Genomic DNA, 26,151 nt, shown 5'->3' on the forward strand with positions numbered 1-26,151 from the left:
AACAGCCGTGCCTAGAGAAAAGGGGAGAAAAAAAGAGAAAAAGAGAGAAAAAAGCGCGAGTCAGGGGCGCAGATGTGTAAGTTTCGCTCCTGTTTTTGTTAGACACCTATTTGTATGTTGGCATATTTGGTTATGATTCTTTCTTTCTAAGAACAGGAGTTTCATGTGATGCTTGATAGCTATATTGGTTCATTGCTGAAGTACCTCCACCAGCTTGACTCTCTTTTTCGAGATACAAAGGTAATTTCAGCCCTTACCTGTGTCATTCCACCGGTAGAAAATGGTTGTGATGATATCGGTAAATGCATTGAGCCGGTTGTGAATTGGGGTCCTCATGCCTATACATCGGTTATCTCATGTTGGCAGGACTTATACATTTCTCCGTTGTACTCACAAAAGTTTGCGAGGCGAACAGCCGGATATGTACAGTTATCAACTGCGGCTATGGAACTTGCTGATCATCTAATCAAAATCAATACCGTAAAAAACAATATCAGAAGCTCGGTTGTCGCACTGCCAAAATCTGAGCGTTTCAGAATTTTGCGTAAACATCTGAGTAACGTAATGACACTGCATTTGTACCGGAACATTCCTGTATTTAACTCTGACGATGTGATCACTCATGCTTCATATACGTGGGGCTTAAAAGGACTCATGCAGAAAACAGACCCTGTTAAGCTTTATCAGCTCATAGCTGACATAGCAAAAGGCAACGCTGAGTTACAGGACTTAATGGATAAAATCCAAGAGTGCCCTGCTAATAGGCTCAGAATAAAGCGTAGCGTTACGCCGCAGCCGATCTGCAACCTAACCTTTGCCAGTGGGAAAAAACGCTGCATAAACGCTCCTGTGCCGTTTTTGATAGTGCAGGATCAGGATTTTAAAGTAAGTCCCCTGCCATTGTTTACTGCTGAAGCAGACAGACAGGAGCGTTCTGACAAACACAAAACGACTCTCCTTGGCGTGTTTAGGGGGCAACAGATAATTAAGTTGGAAAAATGATGAAGAAAAAAACACAACGGGAATTCTCAACCGCCCGTTTTTACTTTTGTGCTTCAGTTGCCATGTTTTCGTTGATGGGGTGCAGCTCATTGGAAGAACGTGAAAGAGCTGCGTTTGAACTCGTAACAAATGAACCAAACCAAGAGAATATTCAATCTTATCTGAAGCTGGCTGAAGAACTACAAAGAAAGCAGGTTGATGAAGCCAGACAAGCGGCAGATGCGGCTACGTATGAGCGAGACAAAGAGCTCAATGAATATTTCAAACAGTATGGGAGGACCTATAAAAAATGATGAACAACACAGCGTTGTTACAGCACATAGCCTCTGAATTTATAGCCCATTCAGGAGTTCCTGTGAAACCGGCATTTGATAAAATTAGTGCAGGTGATGAAACATTCATTAATGAACTGTCACCATCGGATCTGCTTGAACTACTCGAAAACCCCCTGCCTATTATCATCAATACTTTGACCGGTGAGCCTCATTCCGCAATACATAGCCACAGTGACGATATATTGCCCGACTGTAAAAACTATGCATATGGGATAGGGTATGAGTCTGCTACTGCTTTGTTTGTGGTGATTGCGGGGATTGAGAGTTACTATCTCGCGCTTAAAGCAAAAGCATATCTGAAGAACCAGAATTATTTACCGTTACTAATAAAATTAAACGGTTTAAATAAACATGCAGGTCGTTCAAATTTCCACTATTAATTATGTAAAAATCATTATGAAAGGCAAGGTTACTATTCCTTTAGATGAGGTAGTTGGCAAGATGCTGGATGCGAAAAATGCTCATTAGATCCCATTGAGCTTACCTCATAAAAAGGTATACACCTCAGAGTTTATCGGCAATTCAAGCCCTATTTTCAGCTTTCTCTTCCCCAAAAAATTTCATACAATTCAAATTGTAACCTCACATAAAAGTGGGGTTTGTAACCAACTTTGGTATGTAGAGGGTTAATATGAGTAGACAACGGGTATCAAAAGGCAGTGTTATACCAAAAAAAGAATTCAAAATAGCAACGGTGCTGTCTCTCCTTGCTGTTGATTGTGATTTTGATTCCTTCTTTTCTGAGTTTAAACGTATCTATCCAAAGGATTGGGAAAGAGTTAATAAGCGTTACCAAGAGCATGAGAGATTAACAAAGCCGGGTAAATCACATCCTATGGCAGAGCCTTTGCAATACATGAAGACTGCTTTTAATAGTTTTAAAAGAAAGCTATTAAAAGAATCTATTACCGCTAAGGATTTCTTATTATCTCTTGAGGAGCCAAAAGAGAAATATAGTGAGTCAGAACCATCAGAAAAAGTATGGAAAGATATTAAAAGAAATATAAGTGTTGTTTACTCCTTTGAGAAAAGGCTACTGGCGATTCACTTACTTGGTAAATATAAGTGTACAGAATGTATAGATATGCTAGTTAATACTATGAACAACGATCATATCTTTGAAGTACAAAAGTTGGCTCATGATAAACTTGTTCGTTTCGGACTCGATGTCGGTGCTCAACCGAAAAGACCACCACACCACACCGACCCTCAAATTACACAAAAAATTGCTTCACTAGGTTTTTCATCAGAACAAGTAAAAGATAAAAAAACATGCGAACGAGCTATCAGCGAGTTCCGTAAAAAGTATCCTATTGATTACGACCTGTACACTCACTCAAAACGCAATCAGTTCAAGGCTTGGTTTAGAAAACAGATCAGTTAATTAGAAATAGCCTCTATTTTCGTTCTCGAAATCATCTCATGAAAACGCTGGTAGTCTGGCTGAAATATCGTAACGGGCATCTCGCGTAGTTTCGTCTTAGACTCAATTATGATTGGGGGAAAATGTGCTCTCCCCCATCGCGCATTCAGTTCAATAATAGGCTTACAGTACAATAATTATCTATATCGTGATTTGTGAGCAGCTAAACAGTAAATGCCGTTATCCAGTCATTTTAATATCTAATACATAGCTTGCAATTTCCTAACTCGGATGTATACAATACTGTATTTTTATACAGCATTGAGGTTCGTATGAAATTAGGGGTCGTCTCAGAAAACGGAAAATAAAGCACGCTAAGCCGGTGGCAGCGGTCGCAATGGCCTAAACTTCCCCGCACCGACCTTGGCGCTGCTGCGCCATAGGTAATCGCCGGTCAGGTTGATGTGCTCCCACCCCAGCGGCGACAGATATTGCAACAATGTGTCGTCCAGCGCCGTGCCGTTGCCACGCAAAGCACTGGTGGCACGCTCCAGATATACCGTGTTCCACAACACGATGGCCGCCGTCACCAGATTGAGGCCGCTGGCCCGGTAGCGCTGCTGCTCAAAACTGCGGTCGCGGATTTCACCCAATCGGTAGAAGAAGACCGCCCTGGCCAGCGCGTTGCGCGCCTCGCCCTTATTCAGCCCCGCATGGACGCGGCGGCGCAGCTCCACGCTTTGCAGCCAATCCAAAATGAACAGCGTGCGCTCGATGCGCCCCAGCTCGCGCAACGCCACGGCCAAGCCGTTCTGGCGCGGGTAGCTGCCGAGTTTGCGCAGCATCAGCGAAGCCGTTACCGTGCCTTGCTTGATGGAGGTGGCCAGCCGCAGAATTTCATCCCAATGGGCGCGTATTTGCTTGATGTTCAGCCTGTCGCTGCTAATCATCGGCTTGAGCGCGTCATAGGCGGCATCGCCCTTGGGGATGAATAGCTTGGTTTCGCCCAAGTCACGGATACGCGGCGCGAAGCGAAATCCCAGCAAATGCATCAAGCCAAACACGTGATCGGTGAAGCCTGCCGTGTCGGTGTAGTGTTCCTCGATGCGCAAGTCCGACTCGTGGTACAGCAGGCCATCAAGCACGTAAGTTGAATCACGAATGCCCACGTTGACCACCTTGGCACTGAAGGGCGCGTACTGGTCGGAGATATGGGTGTAGAAAGTCCGTCCTGGACTGCTTCCATACTTCGGGTTGATATGACCAGTGCTTTCTGCTTTGCTGCCGGTTCTGAAGTTCTGGCCGTCCGACGATGACGTGGTGCCGTCACCCCAGTTGCCGGCGAAGGGTTGCCGAAACTGCGCATTCACCAGCTCGGCCAGCGCCGTCGAATAGGTTTCATCGCGGATGTGCCAGGCTTGCAGCCAAGACAGCTTGGCGTAGGTGGTGCCAGGGCAGGACTCGGCCATTTTGGTCAGACCCAGGTTGATCGCGTCGGCCAGGATCGTCGTCAACAGCAAGGTTTTGTCCTTGGCCGTGTCGCTGGTCTTCAGGTGTGTGAAGTGGCGGGTGAAGCCCGTCCATTCATCGACCTCCATCAGCAACTCGGTGATTTTGAGGTGCGGCAGCAGCATAGCTGTCTGGTCGATCATGGCTTGCGCGGCGTCTGGTACTGCCGCGTCCAGCGGCGTGATCTTCAGGCCTGACGCGGTGGTGATGATGGCATCCGGTAAGTCGTTGGCCGCAGCCATGCGGTTGACTGTGGCGAGTTGCGCCTCCAACAATTCCAACCGGTCATGCAGGTATTGGTCGCAGTCGGTGGCCACTGCCAGCGGCAATTCGCTGGCCAGCTTCAAAGTGGCGAACTTCTCGACCGGCACCAGGTATTCGTCGAAGTCCTTGAACTGGCGAGAACCCTGCACCCAGACATCACCGGAGCGCAGCGCGTTCTTCAGCTCCGACAGGGCGCATAACTCGTAGTAACGCCGGTCGATGCCGTCGTCGGTCAGAACCAGCTTTGCCCAGCGCGGCTTGATGAATGCGGTTGGCGCATCGGCGGGCACCTTGCGCGCGCTGTCGCTGTTCATGCCGCGCAGCATGTCGATGGCATCGAGCACACCCTTGGCGGCGGGCGCAGCCCGCAATTTGAGCACGCCCAGGAACTGCGGCGCGTAGCGGCGTAGCGTGGCATAGCTTTCACCGATGTGGTGCAGGAAATCAAAGTCGGCAGGCCGCGCCAATGTTTGCGCTTCGGTGACGCTGGCGGCGAAGGTGTCCCAGGGCATAACGGCCTCGATGGCGGCGAACGGATCGCTGCCGCTTTGCTTGGCCTCAATCAACGCTTGACCGATGCGCCCATACATCCGCACCTTGTCGTTGATCGCCTTGCCGGAAGCCTGGAACTGCTGCTGATGCTTGTTCTTGGCCGCGTTGAACAGCTTGCCGATGATGCGATCGTGAAGGTCGATGATTTCATCGGTGACGGTGGCCATGCCTTCGATGGCCAGCGCTACCAGCGTGGCATAGCGTCGTTGCACCTCGAACTTTGCCAGATCAGCAGGCGTCATCTGGCCACCTTCACGAGCGATTTTGAGCAGGCGGTTCTGGTGAACCTGCCGCTCGATGCCTGCGGGCAGATCAAGTGCTTGCCAGGATTTCAGGCGCTCAATATGTTCGAGCATGTGGCGAGAGTTCGGTTTGGCAGGCGACTTGCGCAGCCATGCCAGCCACGTCACTTTACTGCCGTCCTTGCGCTTGAGAAGTTCGTCCAGGCGCTGACGGTGGGGTGATAACAAAGAATCGGTCAGCGCCGCGTAAATGCGTCGGTTGGCACGGGTGATGGCCTCGGCGCTTGCGCGCTCGATGGCATTCATGGCGGGCAGGATAATGCTCTGCCGCCGCAGATTCTCGACAAGTGCGCTCGCCAGCACGATGCCTTTGTCGGTCTGCAAGGCCAGCTCGGTCAATGTATGCACGGCTTGCCGATAGTGGCTCATGGTGAAGGGCTTGAACCCAAAAACCGTTTGCAGCTCGACCAAGTGCTCCCGCCGTGTCTGTTCGCGCTGGCCGTACTCGCTCCAACTTTCCACTGGCATCTTGAGTTGCGCGGCCACCATGCGCAACAGGGGCGGAAACGGAGGCTCATCGACGCCCAAAAAGGTGCCAGGGAATCGCAAGTAGCAAAGCTGCACAGCGAAGCCCAATCGATTCGCGGCGCCGCGACGCTGACGGATCACCGACAGGTCGGTTTCGTTGAACGTGTAGTGCCGTATCAGTTCGTCTTTGGCATCTGGCAGTGCCAGCAGGCTTTCGCGCTCGGTGGCGGACAGGATTGAGCGGCGTGGCATGGTCAGTCTTCCCGCAGGTACTGGTACAAGGTTTCGCGGCTGATGCCGAAGTCACGGGCCACCAAGGTTTTTTGGTCGCCTGCCGCAACTCGCCGTTTCAACTCGGCAATTTGTTCGCTGTTCAGCGATTTCTTTCGTCCCCGGTAGGCACCGCGCTGCTTGGCCAGCACGATTCCCTCGCGCTGACGTTCGCGGATCAGGGCGCGCTCGAACTCAGCGAAGGCTCCCATGACCGACAGCATCAGATTGGCCATCGGTGAGTCCTCGCCGGTGAACTTCAGCCCTTCTTTGACGAACTCCATGCGCACGCCCCGTTGTGTCAGCCCTTGGACGATGCGGCGCAGGTCATCAAGGTTGCGTGCCAGCCTGTCCATGCTATGCACCACCACGGTGTCGCCCTCGCGGACGAAGGCCAGCAGCCTTTCCAGCTCGGGACGCTGGGTGTCCTTGCCAGAAGCCTTGTCGGTGAACACCCGCGCCACCTGAACACCCTCCAATTGCCGTTCCGGGTTCTGGTCGAAGCTGCTGACGCGGACATAGCCGATGCGTTGACCTTGCAAGATGCCTCCAAAGGCAAAAGTGTCAGGATGAAATCTATTACCTTTGACGGAATATGTCAATCAATAGGAAATTTAACTCTATTCTGACATCGTTTGCACATGGTGTCGTTTTCAGAAGACGGCTGCACTGAACGTCAGAAGCCGACTGCACTATAGCAGCGGAGGGGTTGGATCCATCAGGCAACGACGGGCTGCTGCCGGCCATCAGCGGACGCAGGGAGGACTTTCCGCAACCGGCCGTTCGATGCGGCACCGATGGCCTTCGCGCAGGGGTAGTGAATCCGCCAGGATTGACTTGCGCTGCCCTACCTCTCACTAGTGAGGGGCGGCAGCGCATCAAGCGGTGAGCGCACTCCGGCACCGCCAACTTTCAGCACATGCGTGTAAATCATCGTCGTAGAGACGTCGGAATGGCCGAGCAGATCCTGCACGGTTCGAATGTCGTAACCGCTGCGGAGCAAGGCCGTCGCGAACGAGTGGCGGAGGGTGTGCGGTGTGGCGGGCTTCGTGATGCCTGCTTGTTCTACGGCACGTTTGAAGGCGCGCTGAAAGGTCTGGTCATACATGTGATGGCGACGCACGACACCGCTCCGTGGATCGGTCGAATGCGTGTGCTGCGCAAAAACCCAGAACCACGGCCAGGAATGCCCGGCGCGCGGATACTTCCGCTCAAGGGCGTCGGGAAGCGCAACGCCGCTGCGGCCCTCGGCCTGGTCCTTCAGCCACCATGCCCGTGCACGCGACAGCTGCTCGCGCAGGCTGGGTGCCAAGCTCTCGGGTAACATCAAGGCCCGATCCTTGGAGCCCTTGCCCTCCCGCACGATGATCGTGCCGTGATCGAAATCCAGATCCTTGACCCGCAGTTGCAAACCCTCACTGATCCGCATGCCCGTTCCATACAGAAGCTGGGCGAACAAACGATGCTCGCCTTCCAGAAAACCGAGGATGCGAACCACTTCATCCGGGGTCAGCACCACCGGCAAGCGCCGCGACGGCCGAGGTCTTCCGATCTCCTGAAGCCAGGGCAGATCCGTGCACAGCACCTTGCCGTAGAAGAACAGCAAGGCCGCCAATGCCTGACGATGCGTGGAGACCGAAACCTTGCGCTCGTTCGCCAGCCAGGACAGAAATGCCTCGACTTCGCTGCTGCCCAAGGTTGCCGGGTGACGCACACCGTGGAAACGGATGAAGGCACGAACCCAGTGGACATAAGCCTGTTCGGTTGGTAAGCTGTAATGCAAGTAGCGTATGCGCTCACGCAACTGGTCCAGAACCTTGACCGAACGCAGCGGTGGTAACGGCGCAGTGGCGGTTTTCATGGCTTGTTATGACTGTTTTTTTGTACAGTCTATGCCTCGGGCATCCAAGCAGCAAGCGCGTTACGCCGTGGGTCGATGTTTGATGTTATGGAGCAGCAACGATGTTACGCAGCAGGGCAGTCGCCCTAAAACAAAGTTAACCCAGGATGAGAACCTTGAAAGTATCATTGATGGCTGCGAAAGCGAAAAACGGCGTGATTGGTTGCGGTCCAGACATACCCTGGTCCGCGAAAGGGGAGCAGCTACTTTTTAAAGCATTGACCTACAATCAGTGGCTTCTGGTGGGTCGCAAGACGTTTGAATCTATGGGCGCACTCCCCAATAGGAAATACGCGGTCGTTACCCGCTCAGGTTGGACATCAAATGATGACAATGTAGTTGTATTTCAGTCAATCGAAGAGGCCATGGACAGGCTAGCTGAATTCACCGGTCACGTTATAGTGTCTGGTGGCGGAGAAATTTACCGAGAAACATTACCCATGGCCTCTACGCTCCACTTATCGACGATCGACATCGAGCCAGAGGGGGATGTTTTCTTCCCGAGTATTCCAAATACCTTCGAAGTTGTTTTTGAGCAACACTTTACTTCAAACATTAACTATTGCTATCAAATTTGGAAAAAGGGTTAACAAAGCTATGCAATCGACGGCAAAAAGCTTCGTTCGCTTCGCGCACTACGCCTTTTCCGCGATTGATAGCGACGTTATGCAGCCAAATCCCAACAATTAAGGGTCTTAAAATGGTAAAAGATTGGATTCCCATCTCTCATGATAATTACAAGCAGGTGCAAGGACCGTTCTATCATGGAACCAAAGCCAATTTGGCGATTGGTGACTTGCTAACCACAGGGTTCATCTCTCATTTCGAGGACGGTCGTATTCTTAAGCACATCTACTTTTCAGCCTTGATGGAGCCAGCAGTTTGGGGAGCTGAACTTGCTATGTCACTGTCTGGCCTCGAGGGTCGCGGCTACATATACATAGTTGAGCCAACAGGACCGTTCGAAGACGATCCGAATCTTACGAACAAAAAATTTCCCGGTAATCCAACACAGTCCTATAGAACCTGCGAACCCTTGAGAATTGTTGGCGTTGTTGAAGACTGGGAGGGGCATCCTGTTGAATTAATAAGGGGAATGTTGGATTCGTTAGAGGACTTAAAGCGCCGTGGTTTACACGTCATTGAAGACTAGTCCTTTGCATAACAAAGCCATCAAACCGGACGCCAGAGATTCCGCGCCTGTTGCGCATGGCTTCGCCATTTTATGCGCAATAGGCGCGCCACCCTGTCGCCGTTTATGGCGGCGTTAGGCCTCGCCGAAGCGAAAGATCGCTACTTGAAGTGTTGACGCCTTTGTTTTAAAGTTTCGCGTCTATCTTTCTGATTTTGTTAAAAAATCAGACTTTGATTAATCATGTTAGACGTCAGAGGTATTTTGACTTAAACGCCTCTGAGGTCGAATTAACGTTAGCCACCAAGAAGGTGCCATGAAAACATTTGCCGCATATGTAATTATCGCGTGTCTTTCGAGTACGGCATTAGCTGGTTCAATTACAGAAAATACGTCTTGGAACAAAGAGTTCTCTGCCGAAGCCGTCAATGGTGTCTTCGTGCTTTGTAAAAGTAGCAGTAAATCCTGCGCTACCAATGACTTAGCTCGTGCATCAAAGGAATATCTTCCAGCATCAACATTTAAGATCCCCAACGCAATTATCGGCCTAGAAACTGGTGTCATAAAGAATGAGCATCAGGTTTTCAAATGGGACGGAAAGCCAAGAGCCATGAAGCAATGGGAAAGAGACTTGACCTTAAGAGGGGCAATACAAGTTTCAGCTGTTCCCGTATTTCAACAAATCGCCAGAGAAGTTGGCGAAGTAAGAATGCAGAAATACCTTAAAAAATTTTCCTATGGCAACCAGAATATCAGTGGTGGCATTGACAAATTCTGGTTGGAAGGCCAGCTTAGAATTTCCGCAGTTAATCAAGTGGAGTTTCTAGAGTCTCTATATTTAAATAAATTGTCAGCATCTAAAGAAAACCAGCTAATAGTAAAAGAGGCTTTGGTAACGGAGGCGGCACCTGAATATCTAGTGCATTCAAAAACTGGTTTTTCTGGTGTGGGAACTGAGTCAAATCCTGGTGTCGCATGGTGGGTTGGGTGGGTTGAGAAGGAGACAGAGGTTTACTTTTTCGCCTTTAACATGGATATAGACAACGAAAGTAAGTTGCCGCTAAGAAAATCCATTCCCACCAAAATCATGGAAAGTGAGGGCATCATTGGTGGCTAAAACAAAGTTAAACATCATGAGGGAAGTGGTGATCGCCGAAGTATCGACTCAACTATCAGAGGTAGTTGGCGTCATCGAGCGCCATCTCGAACCGACGTTGCTGGCCGTACATTTGTACGGCTCCGCAGTGGATGGCGGCCTGAAGCCACACAGTGATATTGATTTGCTGGTTACGGTGACCGTAAGGCTTGATGAAACAACGCGGCGAGCTTTGATCAACGACCTTTTGGAAACTTCGGCTTCCCCTGGAGAGAGCGAGATTCTCCGCGCTGTAGAAGTCACCATTGTTGTGCACGACGACATCATTCCGTGGCGTTATCCAGCTAAGCGCGAACTGCAATTTGGAGAATGGCAGCGCAATGACATTCTTGCAGGTATCTTCGAGCCAGCCACGATCGACATTGATCTGGCTATCTTGCTGACAAAAGCAAGAGAACATAGCGTTGCCTTGGTAGGTCCAGCGGCGGAGGAACTCTTTGATCCGGTTCCTGAACAGGATCTATTTGAGGCGCTAAATGAAACCTTAACGCTATGGAACTCGCCGCCCGACTGGGCTGGCGATGAGCGAAATGTAGTGCTTACGTTGTCCCGCATTTGGTACAGCGCAGTAACCGGCAAAATCGCGCCGAAGGATGTCGCTGCCGACTGGGCAATGGAGCGCCTGCCGGCCCAGTATCAGCCCGTCATACTTGAAGCTAGACAGGCTTATCTTGGACAAGAAGAAGATCGCTTGGCCTCGCGCGCAGATCAGTTGGAAGAATTTGTTCACTACGTGAAAGACGAGATCACCAAGGTAGTCGGCAAATAATGTCTAACAATTCGTTCAAGCCGACGCCGCTTCGCGGCGCGGCTTAACTCAAGCGTTAGATGCACTAAGCACATAATTGCTCACAGCCAAACTATCAGGTCAAGTCTGCTTTTATTATTTTTAAGCGTGCATAATAAGCCCTACACAAATTGGGAGATATATCATGAAAGGCTGGCTTTTTCTTGTTATCGCAATAGTTGGCGAAGTAATCGCAACATCCGCATTAAAATCTAGCGAGGGCTTTACTAAGCTTGCCCCTTCCGCCGTTGTCATAATCGGTTATGGCATCGCATTTTATTTTCTTTCTCTGGTTCTGAAATCCATCCCTGTCGGTGTTGCTTATGCAGTCTGGTCGGGACTCGGCGTCGTCATAATTACAGCCATTGCCTGGTTGCTTCATGGGCAAAAGCTTGATGCGTGGGGCTTTGTAGGTATGGGGCTCATAATTGCTGCCTTTTTGCTCGCCCGATCCCCATCGTGGAAGTCGCTGCGGAGGCCGACGCCATGGTGACGGTGTTCGGCATTCTGAATCTCACCGAGGACTCCTTCTTCGATGAGAGCCGGCGGCTAGACCCCGCCGGCGCTGTCACCGCGGCGATCGAAATGCTGCGAGTCGGATCAGACGTCGTGGATGTCGGACCGGCCGCCAGCCATCCGGACGCGAGGCCTGTATCGCCGGCCGATGAGATCAGACGTATTGCGCCGCTCTTAGACGCCCTGTCCGATCAGATGCACCGTGTTTCAATCGACAGCTTCCAACCGGAAACCCAGCGCTATGCGCTCAAGCGCGGCGTGGGCTACCTGAACGATATCCAAGGATTTCCTGACCCTGCGCTCTATCCCGATATTGCTGAGGCGGACTGCAGGCTGGTGGTTATGCACTCAGCGCAGCGGGATGGCATCGCCACCCGCACCGGTCACCTTCGACCCGAAGACGCGCTCGACGAGATTGTGCGGTTCTTCGAGGCGCGGGTTTCCGCCTTGCGACGGAGCGGGGTCGCTGCCGACCGGCTCATCCTCGATCCGGGGATGGGATTTTTCTTGAGCCCCGCACCGGAAACATCGCTGCACGTGCTGTCGAACCTTCAAAAGCTGAAGTCGGCGTTGGGGCTTCCGCTATTGGTCTCGGTGTCGCGGAAATCCTTCTTGGGCGCCACCGTTGGCCTTCCTGTAAAGGATCTGGGTCCAGCGAGCCTTGCGGCGGAACTTCACGCGATCGGCAATGGCGCTGACTACGTCCGCACCCACGCGCCTGGAGATCTGCGAAGCGCAATCACCTTCTCGGAAACCCTCGCGAAATTTCGCAGTCGCGACGCCAGAGACCGAGGGTTAGATCATGCCTAGCATTCACCTTCCGGCCGCCCGCTAAATATCTCCTTTTGGGTTGTTAATAAAACATCCAATAAGTTGACTGTGCGTGAAAAAGAAAGTTTTGTGTGATGGCGTTGAAGATCGCACCGTTAAGCTCTTATGTGGGATGGTGCAGAGCTCGACGACTACCGATAAAACGCAACCGCCGCAAACAGACAAGAAAAAGCCCCAACTGATAACAGTTGGGGCTTCAGTATTGTGATTGGTGGAGCAATAGCACCCTGAACCCAAAACCTTCTCGCTCAACCGGTAGTGGCTGATAACAACTCGTGAGGGCTATTGCGGGTTAAGCATTTAGCGATGTCTAGGGCCAGACTGGACGTCTGAACGCAAGCCGCTGATACTGTACATAACCACAGTATCAGCGGAGGATACCCATGTCGCTGGCAAGGAACGCCACGGCGAGTCAATCGCCCACTCAAACAAACGGTTACGAACGCCACCAACCCGACCAGACGCTGCTCTACCAGCTGGTTGAGCAGCACTACCCAGCCTTCAAAGCCTCACTCGAAGCCCAAGGTCAACACCTGCCTCGCTACATCCAACAAGAATTCAACGACCTCCTCCAATGTGGCCGTCTGGAGTATGGTTTCATGCGGGTTCGCTGCGAGGATTGTCATCACGAGCGTCTGGTCGCCTTCAGCTGTAAACGACGCGGCTTTTGCCCTAGCTGCGGTGCCCGCCGGATGGCCGAGAGTGCGGCGCTGCTGATAGACGAAGTCTTCCCCAAGGAGCCCATTCGCCAGTGGGTGCTCAGCTTTCCTTTCCAGCTACGCTTTTTGCTGGCTCGCCATCCCCAGCTGATGGGCCAGGTCTTGAGTATCGTCTATCGTACACTCTCAACTCATCTGATCAAAAAAGCCGGTTACACCAAAGCCTCTGCACAAACTGGCTCAGTGACTCTTATCCAACGCTTTGGTCCGCGCTAAATCTCAATGTCCACTACCACATGCTGTTTCTCGATGGTGTCTATGCCGAAGATGACTATGGCAAGCAACGCTTCCATCGTGTCAAGGCACCCACTTACGATGAGCTGAATACGCTCGCTCACACCCTCAGCCATCGCATCGCTCGCTGCATGGAAAAGCGTGGGATTTTGGAGCGTGATGCCGAGAATACGTGGTTGACACTGGAAGAGGGCGAAGACGATACGCTGACTCAATTACATGGTGCTTCGGTTACGTATCGCATTGCCGTCGGCCCCCAGCAAGGGCGCAAAGTCTTCACCCTGCAAACCTTGCCAGGGCGTGAGGATAAAGCCGACTCAAGCAGTCGAGTAGCCAACCATGCTGGTTTCTCGCTACACGCCGGTGTGATGGCCGAAGCGCATCAGCGGGATAAGCTTGAGCGCTTGTGTCGCTACATTAGTCGGCCAGCGGTTTCAGAAAAACGTCTGGCATTAACCGCCAATGGGCAGGTGCGTTACGAGCTCAAAACTCCGTACCGCAATGGCACCACCCATGTGATCTTCGAGCCGCTGGACTTCATCGCCAAACTCGCTGCGTTGGTACCTAAGCCGCGAGTCAACCTCACACGCTTCCACGGCGTCTTTGCACCGAACAGCAAACACCGAGTTCAAGTAACACCCGCCAAGCGGGGCAAGAAGCCCGACAAATCGGAAGGTCTCGATACTAACTGGCGTGACAAGAGTCCTGCAGAGCGCCACCGCGCCATGACCTGGATGCAACGCCTCAAGCGAGTCTTCAATATTGATATTGAAGTCTGCGAACACTGCGGCGGTCACGTCAAAGTGATTGCCAGCATCGAAGATCCGAAGGTCATTGAGCAGATTCTCAAGCATCTGAAACAGAAAACAGCCAAGGCGAATGCCGCCAAGCAGCGTGAGCTGCCACCAGAACGAGCGCCGCCACTGACTCCCAGCCTGTTCGATCCATCACAGAGTCGTCTCTTTGACTGACGACCCCAAATCCAACACTGCTCAACACTGCCAACTTTTAAACGGGGCGGTGGGGCAGTTTGTATCTCTCGAGCTATCAGGCTAGAGATTTTACCGCCAAATCGAACCTTATTAGAGCGGTTTAGGCTGGACCGGCAGTTAAAATTGGGGCTTGAGCGGTAAACGAGTGAGGGAATTTCAGGTAAGATACTTCGGATGAGGAGCAAAAAGGTGGTTTATACTTCCTATACCCCCTATACCCGGTTTATACTTCCTATACCCTAAAAAGGCAGCTTTGGCTGCCTTTTGTATAATTCATATCGACTTATCAAAAGGACAATCCGATGAATGTCATTATAAAAGCTGTAGTTACTGCCTCGACGCTACTGATGGTATCTTTTAGTTCATTCGAAACCTCAGCGCAATCCCCACTGTTAAAAGAGCAAATTGAATCCATAGTCATTGGAAAAAAAGCCACTGTAGGCGTTGCAGTGTGGGGGCCTGACGATCTGGAACCTTTACTGATTAATCCTTTTGAAAAATTCCCAATGCAAAGTGTATTTAAATTGCATTTAGCTATGTTGGTACTGCATCAGGTTGATCAGGGAAAGTTGGATTTAAATCAGACCGTTATCGTAAACAGGGCTAAGGTTTTACAGAATACCTGGGCTCCGATAATGAAAGCGTATCAGGGAGACGAGTTTAGTGTTCCAGTGCAGCAACTGCTGCAATACTCGGTCTCGCACAGCGATAACGTGGCCTGTGATTTGTTATTTGAACTGGTTGGTGGACCAGCTGCTTTGCATGACTATATCCAGTCTATGGGTATAAAGGAGACCGCTGTGGTCGCAAATGAAGCGCAGATGCACGCCGATGATCAGGTGCAGTATCAAAACTGGACCTCGATGAAAGGTGCTGCAGAGATCCTGAAAAAGTTTGAGCAAAAAACACAGCTGTCTGAAACCTCGCAGGCTTTGTTATGGAAGTGGATGGTCGAAACCACCACAGGACCAGAGCGGTTAAAAGGTTTGTTACCAGCTGGTACTGTGGTCGCACATAAAACTGGTACTTCGGGTATCAAAGCCGGAAAAACTGCGGCCACTAATGATTTAGGTATCATTCTGTTGCCTGATGGACGGCCCTTGCTGGTTGCTGTTTTTGTGAAAGACTCAGCCGAGTCAAGCCGAACCAATGAAGCTATCATTGCGCAGGTTGCTCAGACTGCGTATCAATTTGAATTGAAAAAGCTTTCTGCCCTAAGCCCAAATTAACAGACTATCAGCACTATCTAAGCCGCTGACTCTGGTTGTACACTAAAGCTATGGTTTGAAATTGGAGTAGGTTATGCAGTTATTAGGTTCAGTGGCTTCCCCTTTTGTTCGTCGTTTACGTTTAGTACTGGCAGGGCAACCTTATCAGTTTGTAGCGCTTAATATTTTTGAGTCTGAAGGCCGTTCAGTGTTGGTACAACATAATCCGGCACGCAAAGTGCCTGTGTTAGTGGATGGAGAGCAGGTTATTTTTGATTCAGGCGTAATTTATCGTTATTTGGCTTCGAAACTGAAATTCAAACCATTGAGCTGGGATCAGGAAAACGGTCTGACGACCATCAATGCCTGCACAGACTCCTTGGTTGAATTACTGCTTTGTAAGCGCTCAGGTTTTGACGTGACTGAAGATAAATTGTTTTTTAATCTTCAGCATGAGCGAATTCAGGCGACGCTAGAGGCACTTGAGCAACAAATCAGGGCAGGGCATTTCGGTGACTGGGACTATCCTGGTATCAGTCTGTTCACTTTAATCGACTGGATATTGTTCCGCGATTTAGTCGACTTAAAACCCTTCCCTGTATTATTACAGTTCAGAAATGCGCATTTAAACCGGCCGATGGTCGCTGAAACCGACCCGCGTTTAAGCTAAAAACAACAGGTCAGAGCCAAGACTCTGACCTTTATTATTTATTCCACACCAATAAAGCCGCCGGTTTGATGCGCCCATAATTGAGCGTAAATACCGCCTTTGGCGATCAGTTCCTGATGACTGCCTTGTTCCACAATACGACCTTGATCCAGAACGATCAGCCTGTCCATAGCTGCTATGGTAGATAAACGGTGTGCAATGGCTATAACCGTTTTGCCTATCATCAACTGAGTCAGACTATGCTGAATAGCTGATTCTACTTCGGAGTCCAGCGCTGAGGTGGCTTCATCCAAAATCAGAATAGGGGCGTTTTTCAGTAAAACCCGAGCTATTGCAATACGTTGACGTTGACCACCAGAAAGCTTGACTCCACGTTCGCCCACCTGAGCGTCGTAGCCACTGTTGCCTTTAGGATCGGTAAGCTCCTGAATAAAAGCATCGGCTTCGGCTAAACGGGCTGCTTCAATCATTTCCGCTTCGGTAGCGCCAGGACGACCATATAAAATATTTTCCCTTACAGTACGGTGTAGCAGGGAGGTATCCTGGGTCACCATAGCTATATGAGCGCGAAGACTTTCCTGTGATACAGTTTTGATGTCCTGACCGTCTATCAAAATCTGGCCTGAATTGACATCATAAAAGCGCAGCAGTAAGTTCACCAGCGTGGATTTACCAGCACCAGAACGGCCGACTAAACCTACTTTTTCACCGGGTTTAATCGACAAGTCCAGACCATCAATCACAGGACCATGTTCACCTGCTGCTTTGCCGTAGTTAAAGTTCAGTTGCTTAAACTCAATCTGACCTTGTGGCACTTCAAGCGGCTTCGCATCAGCTTTGTCGATGATTTGCTGAGGCTGAGACAAAGTCGCAATACCATCTGCCACAGTACCTATGTTTTCAAACAGTGCACTGACTTCCCACATGATCCACTGCGACATACCATTTAAACGCAGCGCCAGACTGACTGCGATGGCAATAGAGCCCACAGTGACGGCATTGACAGACCAAAGCCATATCGCCAGCGTGGCAATAGAGAACACCAACAGATAGTTCAGACCCTGCACACAAATATTGAGCCAGGTAGCCAGTCGCATTTGTCTGTACACAGGCACCAGAAACAGCTGCATGCTATCGCGGGCGTATTCTGACTCACGAGCCGTGTGTGAAAACAGTTTAATAGTGCTGATATTGGTGTAGCTGTCGACAATACGGCCTGTCATTTCTGAACGGGCATCGGCTTGTTCTGTTGCAACTTGTTTCAGTCTCGGCACAAAATAAAACTGCAAGCCGGTGTATATGACTAACCAGGCAATCATCGGCAGTACCAAGCGCCAATCTGCATCGGCGATCAGATACAACATAGAGCCAAAATACACCACCACATACACCATCACATCCAGCAGCTTGGTGGCCGTTTCGCGCACTGCCAAAGCCGTTTGCATCACTTTAGTGGCGATGCGACCAGCGAATTCATTCTGGTAGAAACCCAAACTTTGTTTCAGTAAATAACGATGCGCCAGCCAGCGGATCGACATAGGGTAGTTACCCAATATAGTTTGGTGGATCAGGGCTGAGTGAAAAAATACCAAACCAGGCAACACCAGCAACATCACTATGGCCATAGTGATCAAGGTATCCTGCTCTTCCTGCCAGAAAGTAGCCGGATTCTTGGTTACCAACCAATCGACTAATTGCCCCATATAGCCAAATAAGGACACTTCTAATGCGGCCAGTAAGGCTGTCGCAATAGACATCAGGATCAGAGGCAACACCATGCCTTGACTGTAATGCAAACAAAATGCAAACAGGCCTTGAGGTGGCTGAGTTGGCTCTTTATCAGGGAAAGGGTTGGTTAAGCGTTCAAAAAAGCCCAGCATAAAATTCCTCTGCAGCAACGAAAAAGGCAGTTATTGTACGTCAAAGTTTAAAAAACAGATGTAACTATTTGATGAAAGCCCGGTTTAGAACGGCCATCTTATTTTATAACCGATAGCTTGTGACTCGCTTTTTTGCTGAACAGAACAGCAGATTGTTGAAAATAAATACAAAAAATCTGAAAAATCCAAAAGATGCTATATCACATGAACTCAGCAGCTTAGATTTATTGAAGGACCGTTAATAGGTAATAACTGGAAAATCTATAACTTAGCTTCTGTTTTGTCAGCTTGCAAAGGACTTTTTGCTTTCTACACTGAAAATACAGAGTACCCGAATCAGGGTGTTGTCTCGTCTTACAGGAGTGTTGAAATGGATGCCAAAGAATTATTGGTCTACATGAAGCAGGCAGAACTGCAAGCTGAGTTAGTCGTTGAGGCTGGTCAGCAACTGGACAGAGCCATCAAACAATTACATGACTGGTCTGAAGACTGGGATTGTCAGCGCCGGGCTTGTGAAGATATGTACGATGCCGTGCATTTAATTCTGATCCATAGCTATCAATTATCCCGGATTTTCTGGCCCGCCAAGTGTTGCGGAGAACTGGGGCTGGATTTGTGTCATAGAGCCATGGCGCTGCGAAGTGAAATCAACCTGCCTGATCTAAACCATCCACTGCGGAATGAGGCGTTATGGCGTCATGCAGATGAGCTGGATCATTCAGTGCGGGATAATACTGCTCTGCGTCGTTATCAAGCGCATCATTTAACCGGTTTTAATCAGGTGATCACCTGGATGGATAATGAAGCCATGTTTTGCTGGCTTGAACCTGCCAGTAAAACCTTTGTGTTTCATGCCGAGGAGTTTGCTTTAGCCCAATTACTGGATGCTGTGCATCAGGTTCAGCAAGATATTCAGAATTTTCTTAACAAGCAGCATCAGTCAAATCTAAAGGTGGCCAAAGCTGGCGTGCATCACTATGAGAAGCAGTGGGGGGCATTTAAAATAAGACAAGACAGATCTTGTCCACAGCTTTGTTGTTATGACTACTTATCTAATTTAATAAATCCGTAGGCAGAAATCTCGCTGAGCTTATGTTCTCTGATCTTTTTTGCGACTTCTGCTTGGTAGTCTTCAATGTACAGGTGCAAAAAATCTTTAAACTCTTCATCCAAAGCACGTCTATCCACAGAGTTACCGAACCGTTGCGCTTCGTATGCAAGCAGGCATAATCTATGCGCCCGGATCTCCATATCAGCGGCCACCTGCTTTTCGATAATGTTTAATGCATCTGACATTCCAATCAACTTCTTGTAGAAAAACAGACTTAACAGTAAAAAGCCAAACGTAATTGCAGACATAACAAAAGTCAGCATTCCTGAAGTTCCTTTCTGTGCTTGACGGCTCCTGATATGGACCATAAAAATATCGCTAAAATTGCTGCGATATTTATAGCTGGTATTCCATATTTGTATATACCACCCAATAGATCAGTGCCAAATATGACTCTGTCTGTGAATCTCGCTACCTGCAGAACAGAGTGCATCAAGATGCTTAAACAAATGAATTGAGTGATTTGTTCAACCGCCCATACGAATTTTCTATGAATAACCCAGATGATACCAAGCGTCAATGTTTGACATATCACCCAACTTGGGTACCAAAGTAAGCGAGCGAGCTCAGGAGATGTTTCAGATATCCCCATCAGCAAAGGAGCAATCCTGTCTTGAGCTAATCCCGATAAAGTGAGTATCAATATGGTTATTCGTGCAGATTTACTGGCCGACCAGACTAAGGACAGCAGTAGAGAACCTATGCACAACACCCATAAGTACTCAGCAAGAGTCGTAATAAATGTCCCCACAAACTACCTCTTATTTTGGTGGTTCATTACCCCAGCCACCACCTAATGTAGTCAGTGTTGGATTTATTGCTTTAGATTCTTGCTGCTCTGCAGCCAGCTTCGCCTTTGCTTCAGCAGATAAGGTGACAGTGTCTGCAGTAGAGGGTGCTGTTGTAGTGGTGGTTTTAGCCTGAGCAGCAGGAGCAACAGTTTGTATTGTTGATGTAGCCGCTGTGCCCGGAGTATTTAAGTTGATTTGCATAACTGTTCCTTACCATTGTCACTAAATCAGAAAACAAATGTACCGAGGGCTTTACTAAGCTTGCCCCTTCCGCCGTTGTCATAATCGGTTATGGCATCGCATTTTATTTTCTTTCTCTGGTTCTGAAATCCATCCCTGTCGGTGTTGCTTATGCAGTCTGGTCGGGACTCGGCGTCGTCATAATTACAGCCATTGCCTGGTTGCTTCATGGGCAAAAGCTTGATGCGTGGGGCTTTGTAGGTATGGGGCTCATAATTGCTGCCTTTTTGCTCGCCCGATCCCCATCGTGGAAGTCGCTGCGGAGGCCGACGCCATGGTGACGGTGTTCGGCATTCTGAATCTCACCGAGGACTCCTTCTTCGATGAGAGCCGGCGGCTAGACCCCGCCGGCGCTGTCACCGCGGCGATCGAAATGCTGCGAGTCGGATCAGACGTCGTGGATGTCGGACCGGCCGCCAGCCATCCGGACGCGAGGCCTGTATCGCCGGCCGATGAGATCAGACGTATTGCGCCGCTCTTAGACGCCCTGTCCGATCAGATGCACCGTGTTTCAATCGACAGCTTCCAACCGGAAACCCAGCGCTATGCGCTCAAGCGCGGCGTGGGCTACCTGAACGATATCCAAGGATTTCCTGACCCTGCGCTCTATCCCGATATTGCTGAGGCGGACTGCAGGCTGGTGGTTATGCACTCAGCGCAGCGGGATGGCATCGCCACCCGCACCGGTCACCTTCGACCCGAAGACGCGCTCGACGAGATTGTGCGGTTCTTCGAGGCGCGGGTTTCCGCCTTGCGACGGAGCGGGGTCGCTGCCGACCGGCTCATCCTCGATCCGGGGATGGGATTTTTCTTGAGCCCCGCACCGGAAACATCGCTGCACGTGCTGTCGAACCTTCAAAAGCTGAAGTCGGCGTTGGGGCTTCCGCTATTGGTCTCGGTGTCGCGGAAATCCTTCTTGGGCGCCACCGTTGGCCTTCCTGTAAAGGATCTGGGTCCAGCGAGCCTTGCGGCGGAACTTCACGCGATCGGCAATGGCGCTGACTACGTCCGCACCCACGCGCCTGGAGATCTGCGAAGCGCAATCACCTTCTCGGAAACCCTCGCGAAATTTCGCAGTCGCGACGCCAGAGACCGAGGGTTAGATCATGCCTAGCATTCACCTTCCGGCCGCCCGCTAGCGGACCCTGGTCAGGTTCCGCGAAGGTGGGCGCAGACATGCTGGGCTCGTCAGGATCAAACTGCACTATGAGGCGGCGGTTCATACCGCGCCAGGGGAGCGAATGGACAGCGAGGAGCCTCCGAACGTTCGGGTCGCCTGCTCGGGTGATATCGACGAGGTTGTGCGGCTGATGCACGACGCTGCGGCGTGGATGTCCGCCAAGGGAACGCCCGCCTGGGACGTCGCGCGGATCGACCGGACATTCGCGGAGACCTTCGTCCTGAGATCCGAGCTCCTAGTCGCGAGTTGCAGCGACGGCATCGTCGGCTGTTGCACCTTGTCGGCCGAGGATCCCGAGTTCTGGCCCGACGCCCTCAAGGGGGAGGCCGCATATCTGCACAAGCTCGCGGTGCGACGGACACATGCGGGCCGGGGTGTCAGCTCCGCGCTGATCGAGGCTTGCCGCCATGCCGCGCGAACGCAGGGGTGCGCCAAGCTGCGGCTCGACTGCCACCCGAACCTGCGTGGCCTATACGAGCGGCTCGGATTCACCCACGTCGACACTTTCAATCCCGGCTGGGATCCAACCTTCATCGCAGAACGCCTAGAACTCGAAATCTAACGTCCGTTCGGGCATCGAGGTCCATGTCGGGGTGGGACGGGCCCGTGGCTTCAAGATCACTTGCAGTCCGACCGCGATGTCTTGGTTGCGCGAGAGGTTGTCGATATCTGTTGATTTGCACCCAAATTTGACCCGGGATTTGCATTGAATTTTGACCCACCCCTTGTTGTCAGAATTATGTCTCGATTTTCAGTTTGCGGGTCTGTTTTTCCTCCTGCTTATTCTGAGTTGAACTGTGTTTGAAGCGGTAACTTTCATTGCCGGTTTCCAGGATGTGGCAGTGGTGGGTTAGTCGGTCCAACAACGCTGTTGTCATCTTTTCATCGCCAAACACTCGGCTCCATTCCGAGAAGCTCAAGTTGGTGGTCAGTATCACGCTGGTTTTTTCGTACAGCTTTGAGAGCAGGTGAAACAGCAGTGCCCCACCGGTTTGGCTAAAAGGCAAATATCCCAGCTCATCCAGAATCACCAAATCGGCATACAACAGACGGTTTGCGATTTGTCCCTGACGCCCAGATGATTTCTCTTGCTCCAGTGCATTGACCAAATCCACGGTGGAGAAGAAACGCACCCGTCGGTTCAAGTGCATCACTGCTTGTGTACCAATGGCTGTGGCCAGGTGAGTCTTGCCTGTGCCTGGCCCACCAATCAGCACCACGTTCTGGGCTTGTTCCATGAAGTCGCACCGGTGCAATTGTTTGACCGTGGCCTCATTAACCAGGCTTTGACTGAAGTCAAAGCCCACCAAGTCCCGATACACGGGGAACTTGGCCACCCGCAATTGATAGTTCACCGAACGTACTTCACGCTCTGCCACTTCAGCTTTAATCAAGCTGTCCAGCATGGGCAAGGCTTGATTAAATGCTGGTGAATTCTGATTGCCCAACTCCTCAATGGCGTGTGCCATGCCAAAGAGTTTCAAGGATTTGAGGATTCTCACATGGCCTTCATGCTGCATCATGGGCTCTCCTTAAACTGTCATAGCGGTTCACGTTGGCCTGTGGTTCCAATGTCAGCCTTAACCCCTTGGGAATTGGAATCGGTTTGGGTGGAGGTTCTTCGGTCAAACGTCCCAACAGATTAAGCACATGCTCCTTCGATGGCTTGCCACACTCCAATGCCAATTCCACAGCACTGAGTACCGCACCTTCATCGTGGTGCAATACAAGGGCCAGAATTTCCACCATGTCACGGTCACCGCCGGGGCGTTGCAGCAAGATGGATTGAAGCTTCTTGAACGCGGGTGGCAATTCAGCAAATGGCGCACCATTGCGCAACGCCCCAGGTTTCTTCTGAAGCACAGACAAGTAATGGTGCCAGTCGTATTGTGTGTGGCCACGCCGAGCGTGGCCACTGCCAAACAATCTTGGATGCTCGGCAATGTGTTGGCCTTCGGCAGCCATCACCAGCTTGTCTGCATAAATCCGAAGGCTGATGGCCCTGTTGGCGTAACTGGCAGGAACGCTGTAGCGATTGCCCTCGTGGTGAACAAGGCAGGTTGAAGTGACTCGCTTGGTTTGCTCCACGAATGCATCAAAGGCATTGGGTAGCGCCATCAACTCGCCTTGTTCATCGGCAAAGGCCTCTTGCACGGTTTGGTCCAATTCGGGGTGGCGCAGCTCAGACCACAGCGCTTTGCAGCGATGCTCAAGCCACACATTCAAATCAGCAAGGCTTTGAAAGTCTGGTGCCCCTTGCCACAGGCGTTGGCGGGAATCCTGCACGTTCTTCTCAATCTGGCCTTTCTCCCAACCCGATGCTGGATTACAGAACTGCGCATCAAACAGGTAGTGGCTGACCATGGCAGTGAACCGCTGATTGACCCTGCGCTCTTTGCCACGCCCCACCGAATCCACAGCGGTCTTCATGTTGTCGTAGATGCCGCGCTTGGGAATGCCACCGAAGATTTGAAAGGCATGCCAGTGGGCATCAAACAGCATTTCATGTTTTTGCTGGTAGTAAGCCCGAAGCACAAAGGCCCGGCTGTGGGCCAACTTAAACTGGGCAATCTGAAGTTTGACCTGTTTGCCCGCTATGCGGGCAAAGTCCTCACTCCAATCGAATTGGAAGGCTTCGCCACAAGCAAAGCGCAAGGGGATGAAACAACCCTTGCCCGAGGTTTGCGCCTTGAACTGTTCGGAATCTTTCCACTGTCGGGCAAAGGCACACACTCGGTCATAAGACCCGGTAAAGCCCAAAGCGACCAAATCCCGGTACATGCTGCGCAGGTTTCTGCGCAGCTTCTTTGTCTTTTTGTGCTCGGTGGAGAGCCACTGCCTTAACTTGGGCTCAAAAGGACTTAACTTGCCAACGCTGTCTCGCGCTGGGTACTGCGGTTCAACCACCTTGCTTTGCAAATACTTGCGAACGGTGTTCCTGGACAGGCCGCTTCGTCGGGCTATTTCCCGAATCGACGCACCATCGCGAAAATGCCAGCGTCGAATTGCGCTCAATATCGCCACGTTTATCACTCCTTGATTTCTCCCGCCATATCCAGACGGGAAACAGTGTCATACGTGGGTCAAATTTCGACGCAAATCTTTACCCTAAGTTGGGGTGCGGACAAAATCTTGGACTACTTTAGGAGTAGTTCATGTATTCGTATGAAGATCGCCTTCGAGCCGTGAGGTTGTACCTGAAGCTTGGGCGCCGGATGAGCGCCACACTACGGCAGCTGGGATACCCCACCAAGAACTCGCTGAAGGCCTGGTTGGCAGAATTCGAACGGAATCAGGATCTTCGCCGAGGCTATCAACGGATAAAACGGCAGTACACCGATGAGCAAAAGCAACGGGCAGTAGATCACTATATCGAACAAGGCTACTGCCTGAGTCACACAATCCGAAGCCTGGGCTACCCAAGCCGCGAGGCCTTGCGTGCCTGGATCCGTGATTTACGCCCTGAATTCGCTAGGACGGTCGTCGGCAGCAGCGCTCCCACAGTCGCCCGCTCTCGCCTCGAGAAGCAGCAAGCCGTCATTGCACTGAACCTGCGCGTAGGTTCGGCAAAGGATGTGGCCGACACTGTCGGTGTATCGCGACCAACGTTGTATAACTGGCAGCATCGATTACTTGGCAAAGTGCCCCTAAAACCCATGACAAAGAAGAAAGGTGACACCTCGCTCGAGCAGCGGCATGAGGCACTACTCAGGGAACTGGCCGAACTGGAGAGCCAGAACCAGCGGCTTCGCATGGAGAATGCAATTCTGGAGAAGGCGAGTGAATTGATAAAAAAAGACATGGGCATCAACCCCCTCGAACTGACAAGCCGAGAAAAAACGAAGGTGGTTGATGCCCTCAGAGTCACGTTTCCATTAGCCAATCTGTTGTGCGGCCTGAAGCTGGCGCGCAGCACATACTTCTATCAACGCCTGCGGCAGACGCGGCCCGACAAGTACACGCAGGTGCGTGAGGTCATTCGGACTATCTTCGAGGACAACTACCGCTGCTATGGCTATCGACGCATTGATAGTGCCTTGCGCCTTGGTGGCATGCGTGTGTCCGAGAAGGTCGTGCGTCGCTTGATGGCGCAAGAGCGTCTGGTCGTGAGAACACCGCGCCGCCGGCGCTTCTCGGCGTATGCTGGCGACCCGACACCAGCGGTCCCGAATCTGCTGAATCGCGACTTTCACGCGTCGGCGCCGAATACGAAATGGTTGACCGATCTGACGGAAATACACATTCCGGCAGGGAAGGTCTACGTCTCGCCGATCGTCGATTGCTTCGATGGGCTGGTGGTGGCCTGGAATATCGGCACCAGCCCGGATGCGAACCTGGTCAATACCATGCTGGATCACGCGGTACGGACACTGCGACCCGGTGAGCATCCGGTTATCCATTCGGACAGGGGCTCGCATTATCGCTGGCCTGCGTGGATCCGCCGCACTGAAAATGCCCAATTAACGCGGTCGATGTCCAAAAAGGGCTGCTCGCCAGACAATGCTGCATGCGAGGGCTTTTTCGGACGATTGAAGACCGAACTAATCTACCCGAGGAATTGGCAGCACGTGACGCTGAAAGACCTCATGACGCGAATCGATGCCTATATCCACTGGTACAACGAGCGCCGCATCAAAGTGTCGCTTGGCGGGCGTAGTCCCATCGAGTATCGTCATGCGGTCGGATTGATGTCCGTATAAACCGTCCAAGAAATCGTCCGCACCCCCAGTGGGTCAATT

Annotated in this window: 24 protein-coding genes and 2 pseudogenes; 18 read left to right on the forward strand and 8 right to left on the reverse strand. The window is 51.2% G+C overall.

The genetic code is table 11. From position 1 onward, the window contains the following. The first annotated feature begins 168 nt into the window (after positions 1–168). The 4 genes from M1E93_RS20400 (at position 169) to M1E93_RS20415 (ending at position 2,721) form a co-directional block, all read left to right on the forward strand. Positions 169–1,002 carry a DNA replication terminus site-binding protein gene (locus M1E93_RS20400; protein ID WP_048609121.1) on the forward strand — a complete coding sequence of 278 codons (834 nt, stop codon included), beginning with the start codon at positions 169–171 and terminating at the stop codon, positions 1,000–1,002. Beyond that, positions 1,002–1,295: a hypothetical protein gene (locus tag M1E93_RS20405; protein ID WP_048609119.1), complete on the forward strand. Its 294-nt coding sequence runs from the start codon at positions 1,002–1,004 to the stop codon at positions 1,293–1,295. Before M1E93_RS20400 ends, M1E93_RS20405 begins: the two co-directional genes overlap by 1 nt. After that, positions 1,292–1,717 carry a hypothetical protein gene (locus M1E93_RS20410; protein ID WP_048609117.1) on the forward strand — a complete coding sequence of 142 codons (426 nt, stop codon included), beginning with the start codon at positions 1,292–1,294 and terminating at the stop codon, positions 1,715–1,717. Before M1E93_RS20405 ends, M1E93_RS20410 begins: the two co-directional genes overlap by 4 nt. 251 nt (positions 1,718–1,968) lie before the next feature. Beyond that, on the forward strand, positions 1,969–2,721 hold the full coding sequence (locus tag M1E93_RS20415) for a hypothetical protein (RefSeq protein WP_071547970.1): 753 nt from the start codon (positions 1,969–1,971) through the stop codon (positions 2,719–2,721). Positions 2,722–3,074: 353 nt separating this feature from the next. On the opposite strand, the gene M1E93_RS20420 is transcribed toward M1E93_RS20415, so the two are convergent. From M1E93_RS20420 to intI1, 3 genes are all read right to left on the reverse strand, one after another. After that, positions 3,075–6,047 (reverse strand): Tn3 family transposase, encoded by a 2,973-nt coding sequence (locus tag M1E93_RS20420; RefSeq protein ID WP_426207302.1) that lies wholly within the window; start codon positions 6,045–6,047, stop codon positions 3,075–3,077. Positions 6,048–6,049: 2 nt separating this feature from the next. Continuing rightward, complete coding sequence (locus M1E93_RS20425) at positions 6,050–6,607, reverse strand: recombinase family protein (RefSeq protein WP_001162012.1); 558 nt, start codon at positions 6,605–6,607, stop codon at positions 6,050–6,052. A gap of 305 nt (positions 6,608–6,912) precedes the next feature. Further along, positions 6,913–7,926 carry a class 1 integron integrase IntI1 gene (gene intI1 / locus M1E93_RS20430; protein WP_000845039.1) on the reverse strand — a complete coding sequence of 338 codons (1,014 nt, stop codon included), beginning with the start codon at positions 7,924–7,926 and terminating at the stop codon, positions 6,913–6,915. 155 nt (positions 7,927–8,081) lie between these two features. On the opposite strand from intI1, the gene dfrA14 reads away from it, so the two are divergent. The 9 genes and pseudogenes from dfrA14 (at position 8,082) to M1E93_RS20475 (ending at position 16,210) form a co-directional block, all read left to right on the forward strand. Further along, positions 8,082–8,555: a trimethoprim-resistant dihydrofolate reductase DfrA14 gene (dfrA14, locus tag M1E93_RS20435; protein ID WP_004201280.1), complete on the forward strand. Its 474-nt coding sequence runs from the start codon at positions 8,082–8,084 to the stop codon at positions 8,553–8,555. 110 nt (positions 8,556–8,665) lie between these two features. Beyond that, positions 8,666–9,118, forward strand: a complete 453-nt coding sequence (locus M1E93_RS20440; RefSeq protein ID WP_000237816.1) for an NAD(+)--rifampin ADP-ribosyltransferase Arr-2 — start codon at positions 8,666–8,668, stop codon at positions 9,116–9,118. 295 nt (positions 9,119–9,413) lie between these two features. Beyond that, positions 9,414–10,214: an oxacillin-hydrolyzing class D beta-lactamase OXA-10 gene (locus M1E93_RS20445; RefSeq protein ID WP_000846390.1), complete on the forward strand. Its 801-nt coding sequence runs from the start codon at positions 9,414–9,416 to the stop codon at positions 10,212–10,214. A gap of 16 nt (positions 10,215–10,230) precedes the next feature. Continuing rightward, positions 10,231–11,069 (forward strand): annotated as a pseudogene (gene aadA1 / locus M1E93_RS20450) (ANT(3'')-Ia family aminoglycoside nucleotidyltransferase AadA1). 116 nt (positions 11,070–11,185) lie between these two features. Next, positions 11,186–11,533 (forward strand): quaternary ammonium compound efflux SMR transporter QacE delta 1, encoded by a 348-nt coding sequence (locus M1E93_RS20455; protein WP_000679427.1) that lies wholly within the window; start codon positions 11,186–11,188, stop codon positions 11,531–11,533. Beyond that, a complete protein-coding gene (gene sul1, locus M1E93_RS20460) occupies positions 11,527–12,366 on the forward strand; it encodes a sulfonamide-resistant dihydropteroate synthase Sul1 (protein WP_000259031.1) in 840 nt (279 codons plus the stop codon). Before M1E93_RS20455 ends, sul1 (M1E93_RS20460) begins: the two co-directional genes overlap by 7 nt. A gap of 404 nt (positions 12,367–12,770) precedes the next feature. Beyond that, positions 12,771–14,311 (forward strand): annotated as a pseudogene (locus M1E93_RS20465) (IS91-like element ISCR1 family transposase). Between the two features lie 323 nt (positions 14,312–14,634). Next, positions 14,635–15,561, forward strand: a complete 927-nt coding sequence (locus tag M1E93_RS20470; protein WP_001100753.1) for an inhibitor-resistant extended-spectrum class A beta-lactamase PER-1 — start codon at positions 14,635–14,637, stop codon at positions 15,559–15,561. Between the two features lie 73 nt (positions 15,562–15,634). Next, a complete protein-coding gene (locus tag M1E93_RS20475; RefSeq protein WP_001176353.1) occupies positions 15,635–16,210 on the forward strand; it encodes a glutathione S-transferase family protein in 576 nt (191 codons plus the stop codon). 38 nt (positions 16,211–16,248) lie between these two features. On the opposite strand, the gene M1E93_RS20480 is transcribed toward M1E93_RS20475, so the two are convergent. Continuing rightward, positions 16,249–18,090: an ABC transporter ATP-binding protein gene (locus tag M1E93_RS20480; protein WP_032495614.1), complete on the reverse strand. Its 1,842-nt coding sequence runs from the start codon at positions 18,088–18,090 to the stop codon at positions 16,249–16,251. A 370-nt stretch (positions 18,091–18,460) separates the two neighbouring features. On the opposite strand from M1E93_RS20480, the gene M1E93_RS20485 reads away from it, so the two are divergent. Then, positions 18,461–19,162, forward strand: coding sequence for a hypothetical protein (locus M1E93_RS20485; protein WP_032495674.1), 702 nt, complete (start codon positions 18,461–18,463; stop codon positions 19,160–19,162). Here M1E93_RS20485 and M1E93_RS20490 read toward each other — a convergent pair. Together M1E93_RS20490 and M1E93_RS20495 are read right to left on the reverse strand one after the other, a co-directional pair. Further along, a complete protein-coding gene (locus tag M1E93_RS20490; protein WP_033917513.1) occupies positions 19,135–19,464 on the reverse strand; it encodes a hypothetical protein in 330 nt (109 codons plus the stop codon). The two genes, M1E93_RS20485 and M1E93_RS20490, sit on opposite strands and share 28 nt — an antisense overlap. A gap of 498 nt (positions 19,465–19,962) precedes the next feature. Continuing rightward, complete coding sequence (locus tag M1E93_RS20495) at positions 19,963–20,193, reverse strand: hypothetical protein (RefSeq protein WP_032495677.1); 231 nt, start codon at positions 20,191–20,193, stop codon at positions 19,963–19,965. A gap of 2 nt (positions 20,194–20,195) precedes the next feature. Here M1E93_RS20495 and M1E93_RS20500 point away from each other — a divergent pair, with 2 nt between their 5' ends. From M1E93_RS20500 to M1E93_RS20510, 3 genes are all read left to right on the forward strand, one after another. Further along, positions 20,196–20,513, forward strand: a complete 318-nt coding sequence (locus tag M1E93_RS20500) for a DMT family transporter (RefSeq protein ID WP_071211019.1) — start codon at positions 20,196–20,198, stop codon at positions 20,511–20,513. Then, entirely contained in the window at positions 20,507–21,346 is an 840-nt protein-coding gene (sul1, locus tag M1E93_RS20505; RefSeq protein ID WP_000259031.1) for a sulfonamide-resistant dihydropteroate synthase Sul1, read from the forward strand. Before M1E93_RS20500 ends, sul1 (M1E93_RS20505) begins: the two co-directional genes overlap by 7 nt. A 127-nt stretch (positions 21,347–21,473) precedes the next feature. Further along, positions 21,474–21,974, forward strand: a complete 501-nt coding sequence (locus M1E93_RS20510; protein WP_000376623.1) for a GNAT family N-acetyltransferase — start codon at positions 21,474–21,476, stop codon at positions 21,972–21,974. A 175-nt stretch (positions 21,975–22,149) separates the two neighbouring features. Here the strand turns inward: M1E93_RS20510 and istB are convergent, their stop codons facing one another. Further along, a complete protein-coding gene (gene istB / locus M1E93_RS20515) occupies positions 22,150–22,935 on the reverse strand; it encodes an IS21-like element IS1326 family helper ATPase IstB (protein ID WP_000983249.1) in 786 nt (261 codons plus the stop codon). After that, positions 22,922–24,445: an IS21-like element IS1326 family transposase gene (gene istA, locus M1E93_RS20520; protein ID WP_001324342.1), complete on the reverse strand. Its 1,524-nt coding sequence runs from the start codon at positions 24,443–24,445 to the stop codon at positions 22,922–22,924. The genes istB and istA overlap by 14 nt, the downstream gene beginning before the upstream one ends. A gap of 122 nt (positions 24,446–24,567) precedes the next feature. Between istA and M1E93_RS20525 the strand changes: the two genes are divergently transcribed. Beyond that, the gene (locus M1E93_RS20525; protein ID WP_000287615.1) at positions 24,568–26,112 is read left to right on the forward strand and encodes an IS3 family transposase; all 1,545 of its coding nucleotides are present in this window, start codon (positions 24,568–24,570) and stop codon (positions 26,110–26,112) included. Positions 26,113–26,151: the final 39 nt, after the last annotated feature.

Source organism: Providencia sp. PROV272 (assembly GCF_049901975.1).
GTDB classification, from domain to species: Bacteria; Pseudomonadota; Gammaproteobacteria; order Enterobacterales; family Enterobacteriaceae; genus Providencia; species Providencia stuartii.

Bases quoted from the DNA above. Each gene is read 5' to 3' on its own strand.
- M1E93_RS20400 (WP_048609121.1), top strand. From the start codon at position 169: ATGCTTGATAGCTATATTGGTTCATTGCTGAAGTACCTCCACCAGCTT.
- M1E93_RS20405 (WP_048609119.1), top strand. From the start codon at position 1,002: ATGAAGAAAAAAACACAACGGGAATTCTCAACCGCCCGTTTTTACTTT.
- M1E93_RS20410 (WP_048609117.1), top strand. From the start codon at position 1,292: ATGATGAACAACACAGCGTTGTTACAGCACATAGCCTCTGAATTTATA.
- M1E93_RS20415 (WP_071547970.1), top strand. From the start codon at position 1,969: ATGAGTAGACAACGGGTATCAAAAGGCAGTGTTATACCAAAAAAAGAA.
- M1E93_RS20420 (WP_426207302.1), bottom strand. From the start codon at position 6,047: ATGCCACGCCGCTCAATCCTGTCCGCCACCGAGCGCGAAAGCCTGCTG.
- intI1 (WP_000845039.1), bottom strand. From the start codon at position 7,926: ATGAAAACCGCCACTGCGCCGTTACCACCGCTGCGTTCGGTCAAGGTT.
- M1E93_RS20440 (WP_000237816.1), top strand. From the start codon at position 8,666: ATGGTAAAAGATTGGATTCCCATCTCTCATGATAATTACAAGCAGGTG.
- M1E93_RS20445 (WP_000846390.1), top strand. From the start codon at position 9,414: ATGAAAACATTTGCCGCATATGTAATTATCGCGTGTCTTTCGAGTACG.
- M1E93_RS20455 (WP_000679427.1), top strand. From the start codon at position 11,186: ATGAAAGGCTGGCTTTTTCTTGTTATCGCAATAGTTGGCGAAGTAATC.
- sul1 (WP_000259031.1), top strand. From the start codon at position 11,527: ATGGTGACGGTGTTCGGCATTCTGAATCTCACCGAGGACTCCTTCTTC.
- M1E93_RS20470 (WP_001100753.1), top strand. From the start codon at position 14,635: ATGAATGTCATTATAAAAGCTGTAGTTACTGCCTCGACGCTACTGATG.
- M1E93_RS20475 (WP_001176353.1), top strand. From the start codon at position 15,635: ATGCAGTTATTAGGTTCAGTGGCTTCCCCTTTTGTTCGTCGTTTACGT.
- M1E93_RS20480 (WP_032495614.1), bottom strand. From the start codon at position 18,090: ATGCTGGGCTTTTTTGAACGCTTAACCAACCCTTTCCCTGATAAAGAG.
- M1E93_RS20485 (WP_032495674.1), top strand. From the start codon at position 18,461: ATGGATGCCAAAGAATTATTGGTCTACATGAAGCAGGCAGAACTGCAA.
- M1E93_RS20490 (WP_033917513.1), bottom strand. From the start codon at position 19,464: ATGCTGACTTTTGTTATGTCTGCAATTACGTTTGGCTTTTTACTGTTA.
- M1E93_RS20495 (WP_032495677.1), bottom strand. From the start codon at position 20,193: ATGCAAATCAACTTAAATACTCCGGGCACAGCGGCTACATCAACAATA.
- sul1 (WP_000259031.1), top strand. From the start codon at position 20,507: ATGGTGACGGTGTTCGGCATTCTGAATCTCACCGAGGACTCCTTCTTC.
- M1E93_RS20510 (WP_000376623.1), top strand. From the start codon at position 21,474: ATGGACAGCGAGGAGCCTCCGAACGTTCGGGTCGCCTGCTCGGGTGAT.
- istB (WP_000983249.1), bottom strand. From the start codon at position 22,935: ATGATGCAGCATGAAGGCCATGTGAGAATCCTCAAATCCTTGAAACTC.
- M1E93_RS20525 (WP_000287615.1), top strand. From the start codon at position 24,568: ATGTATTCGTATGAAGATCGCCTTCGAGCCGTGAGGTTGTACCTGAAG.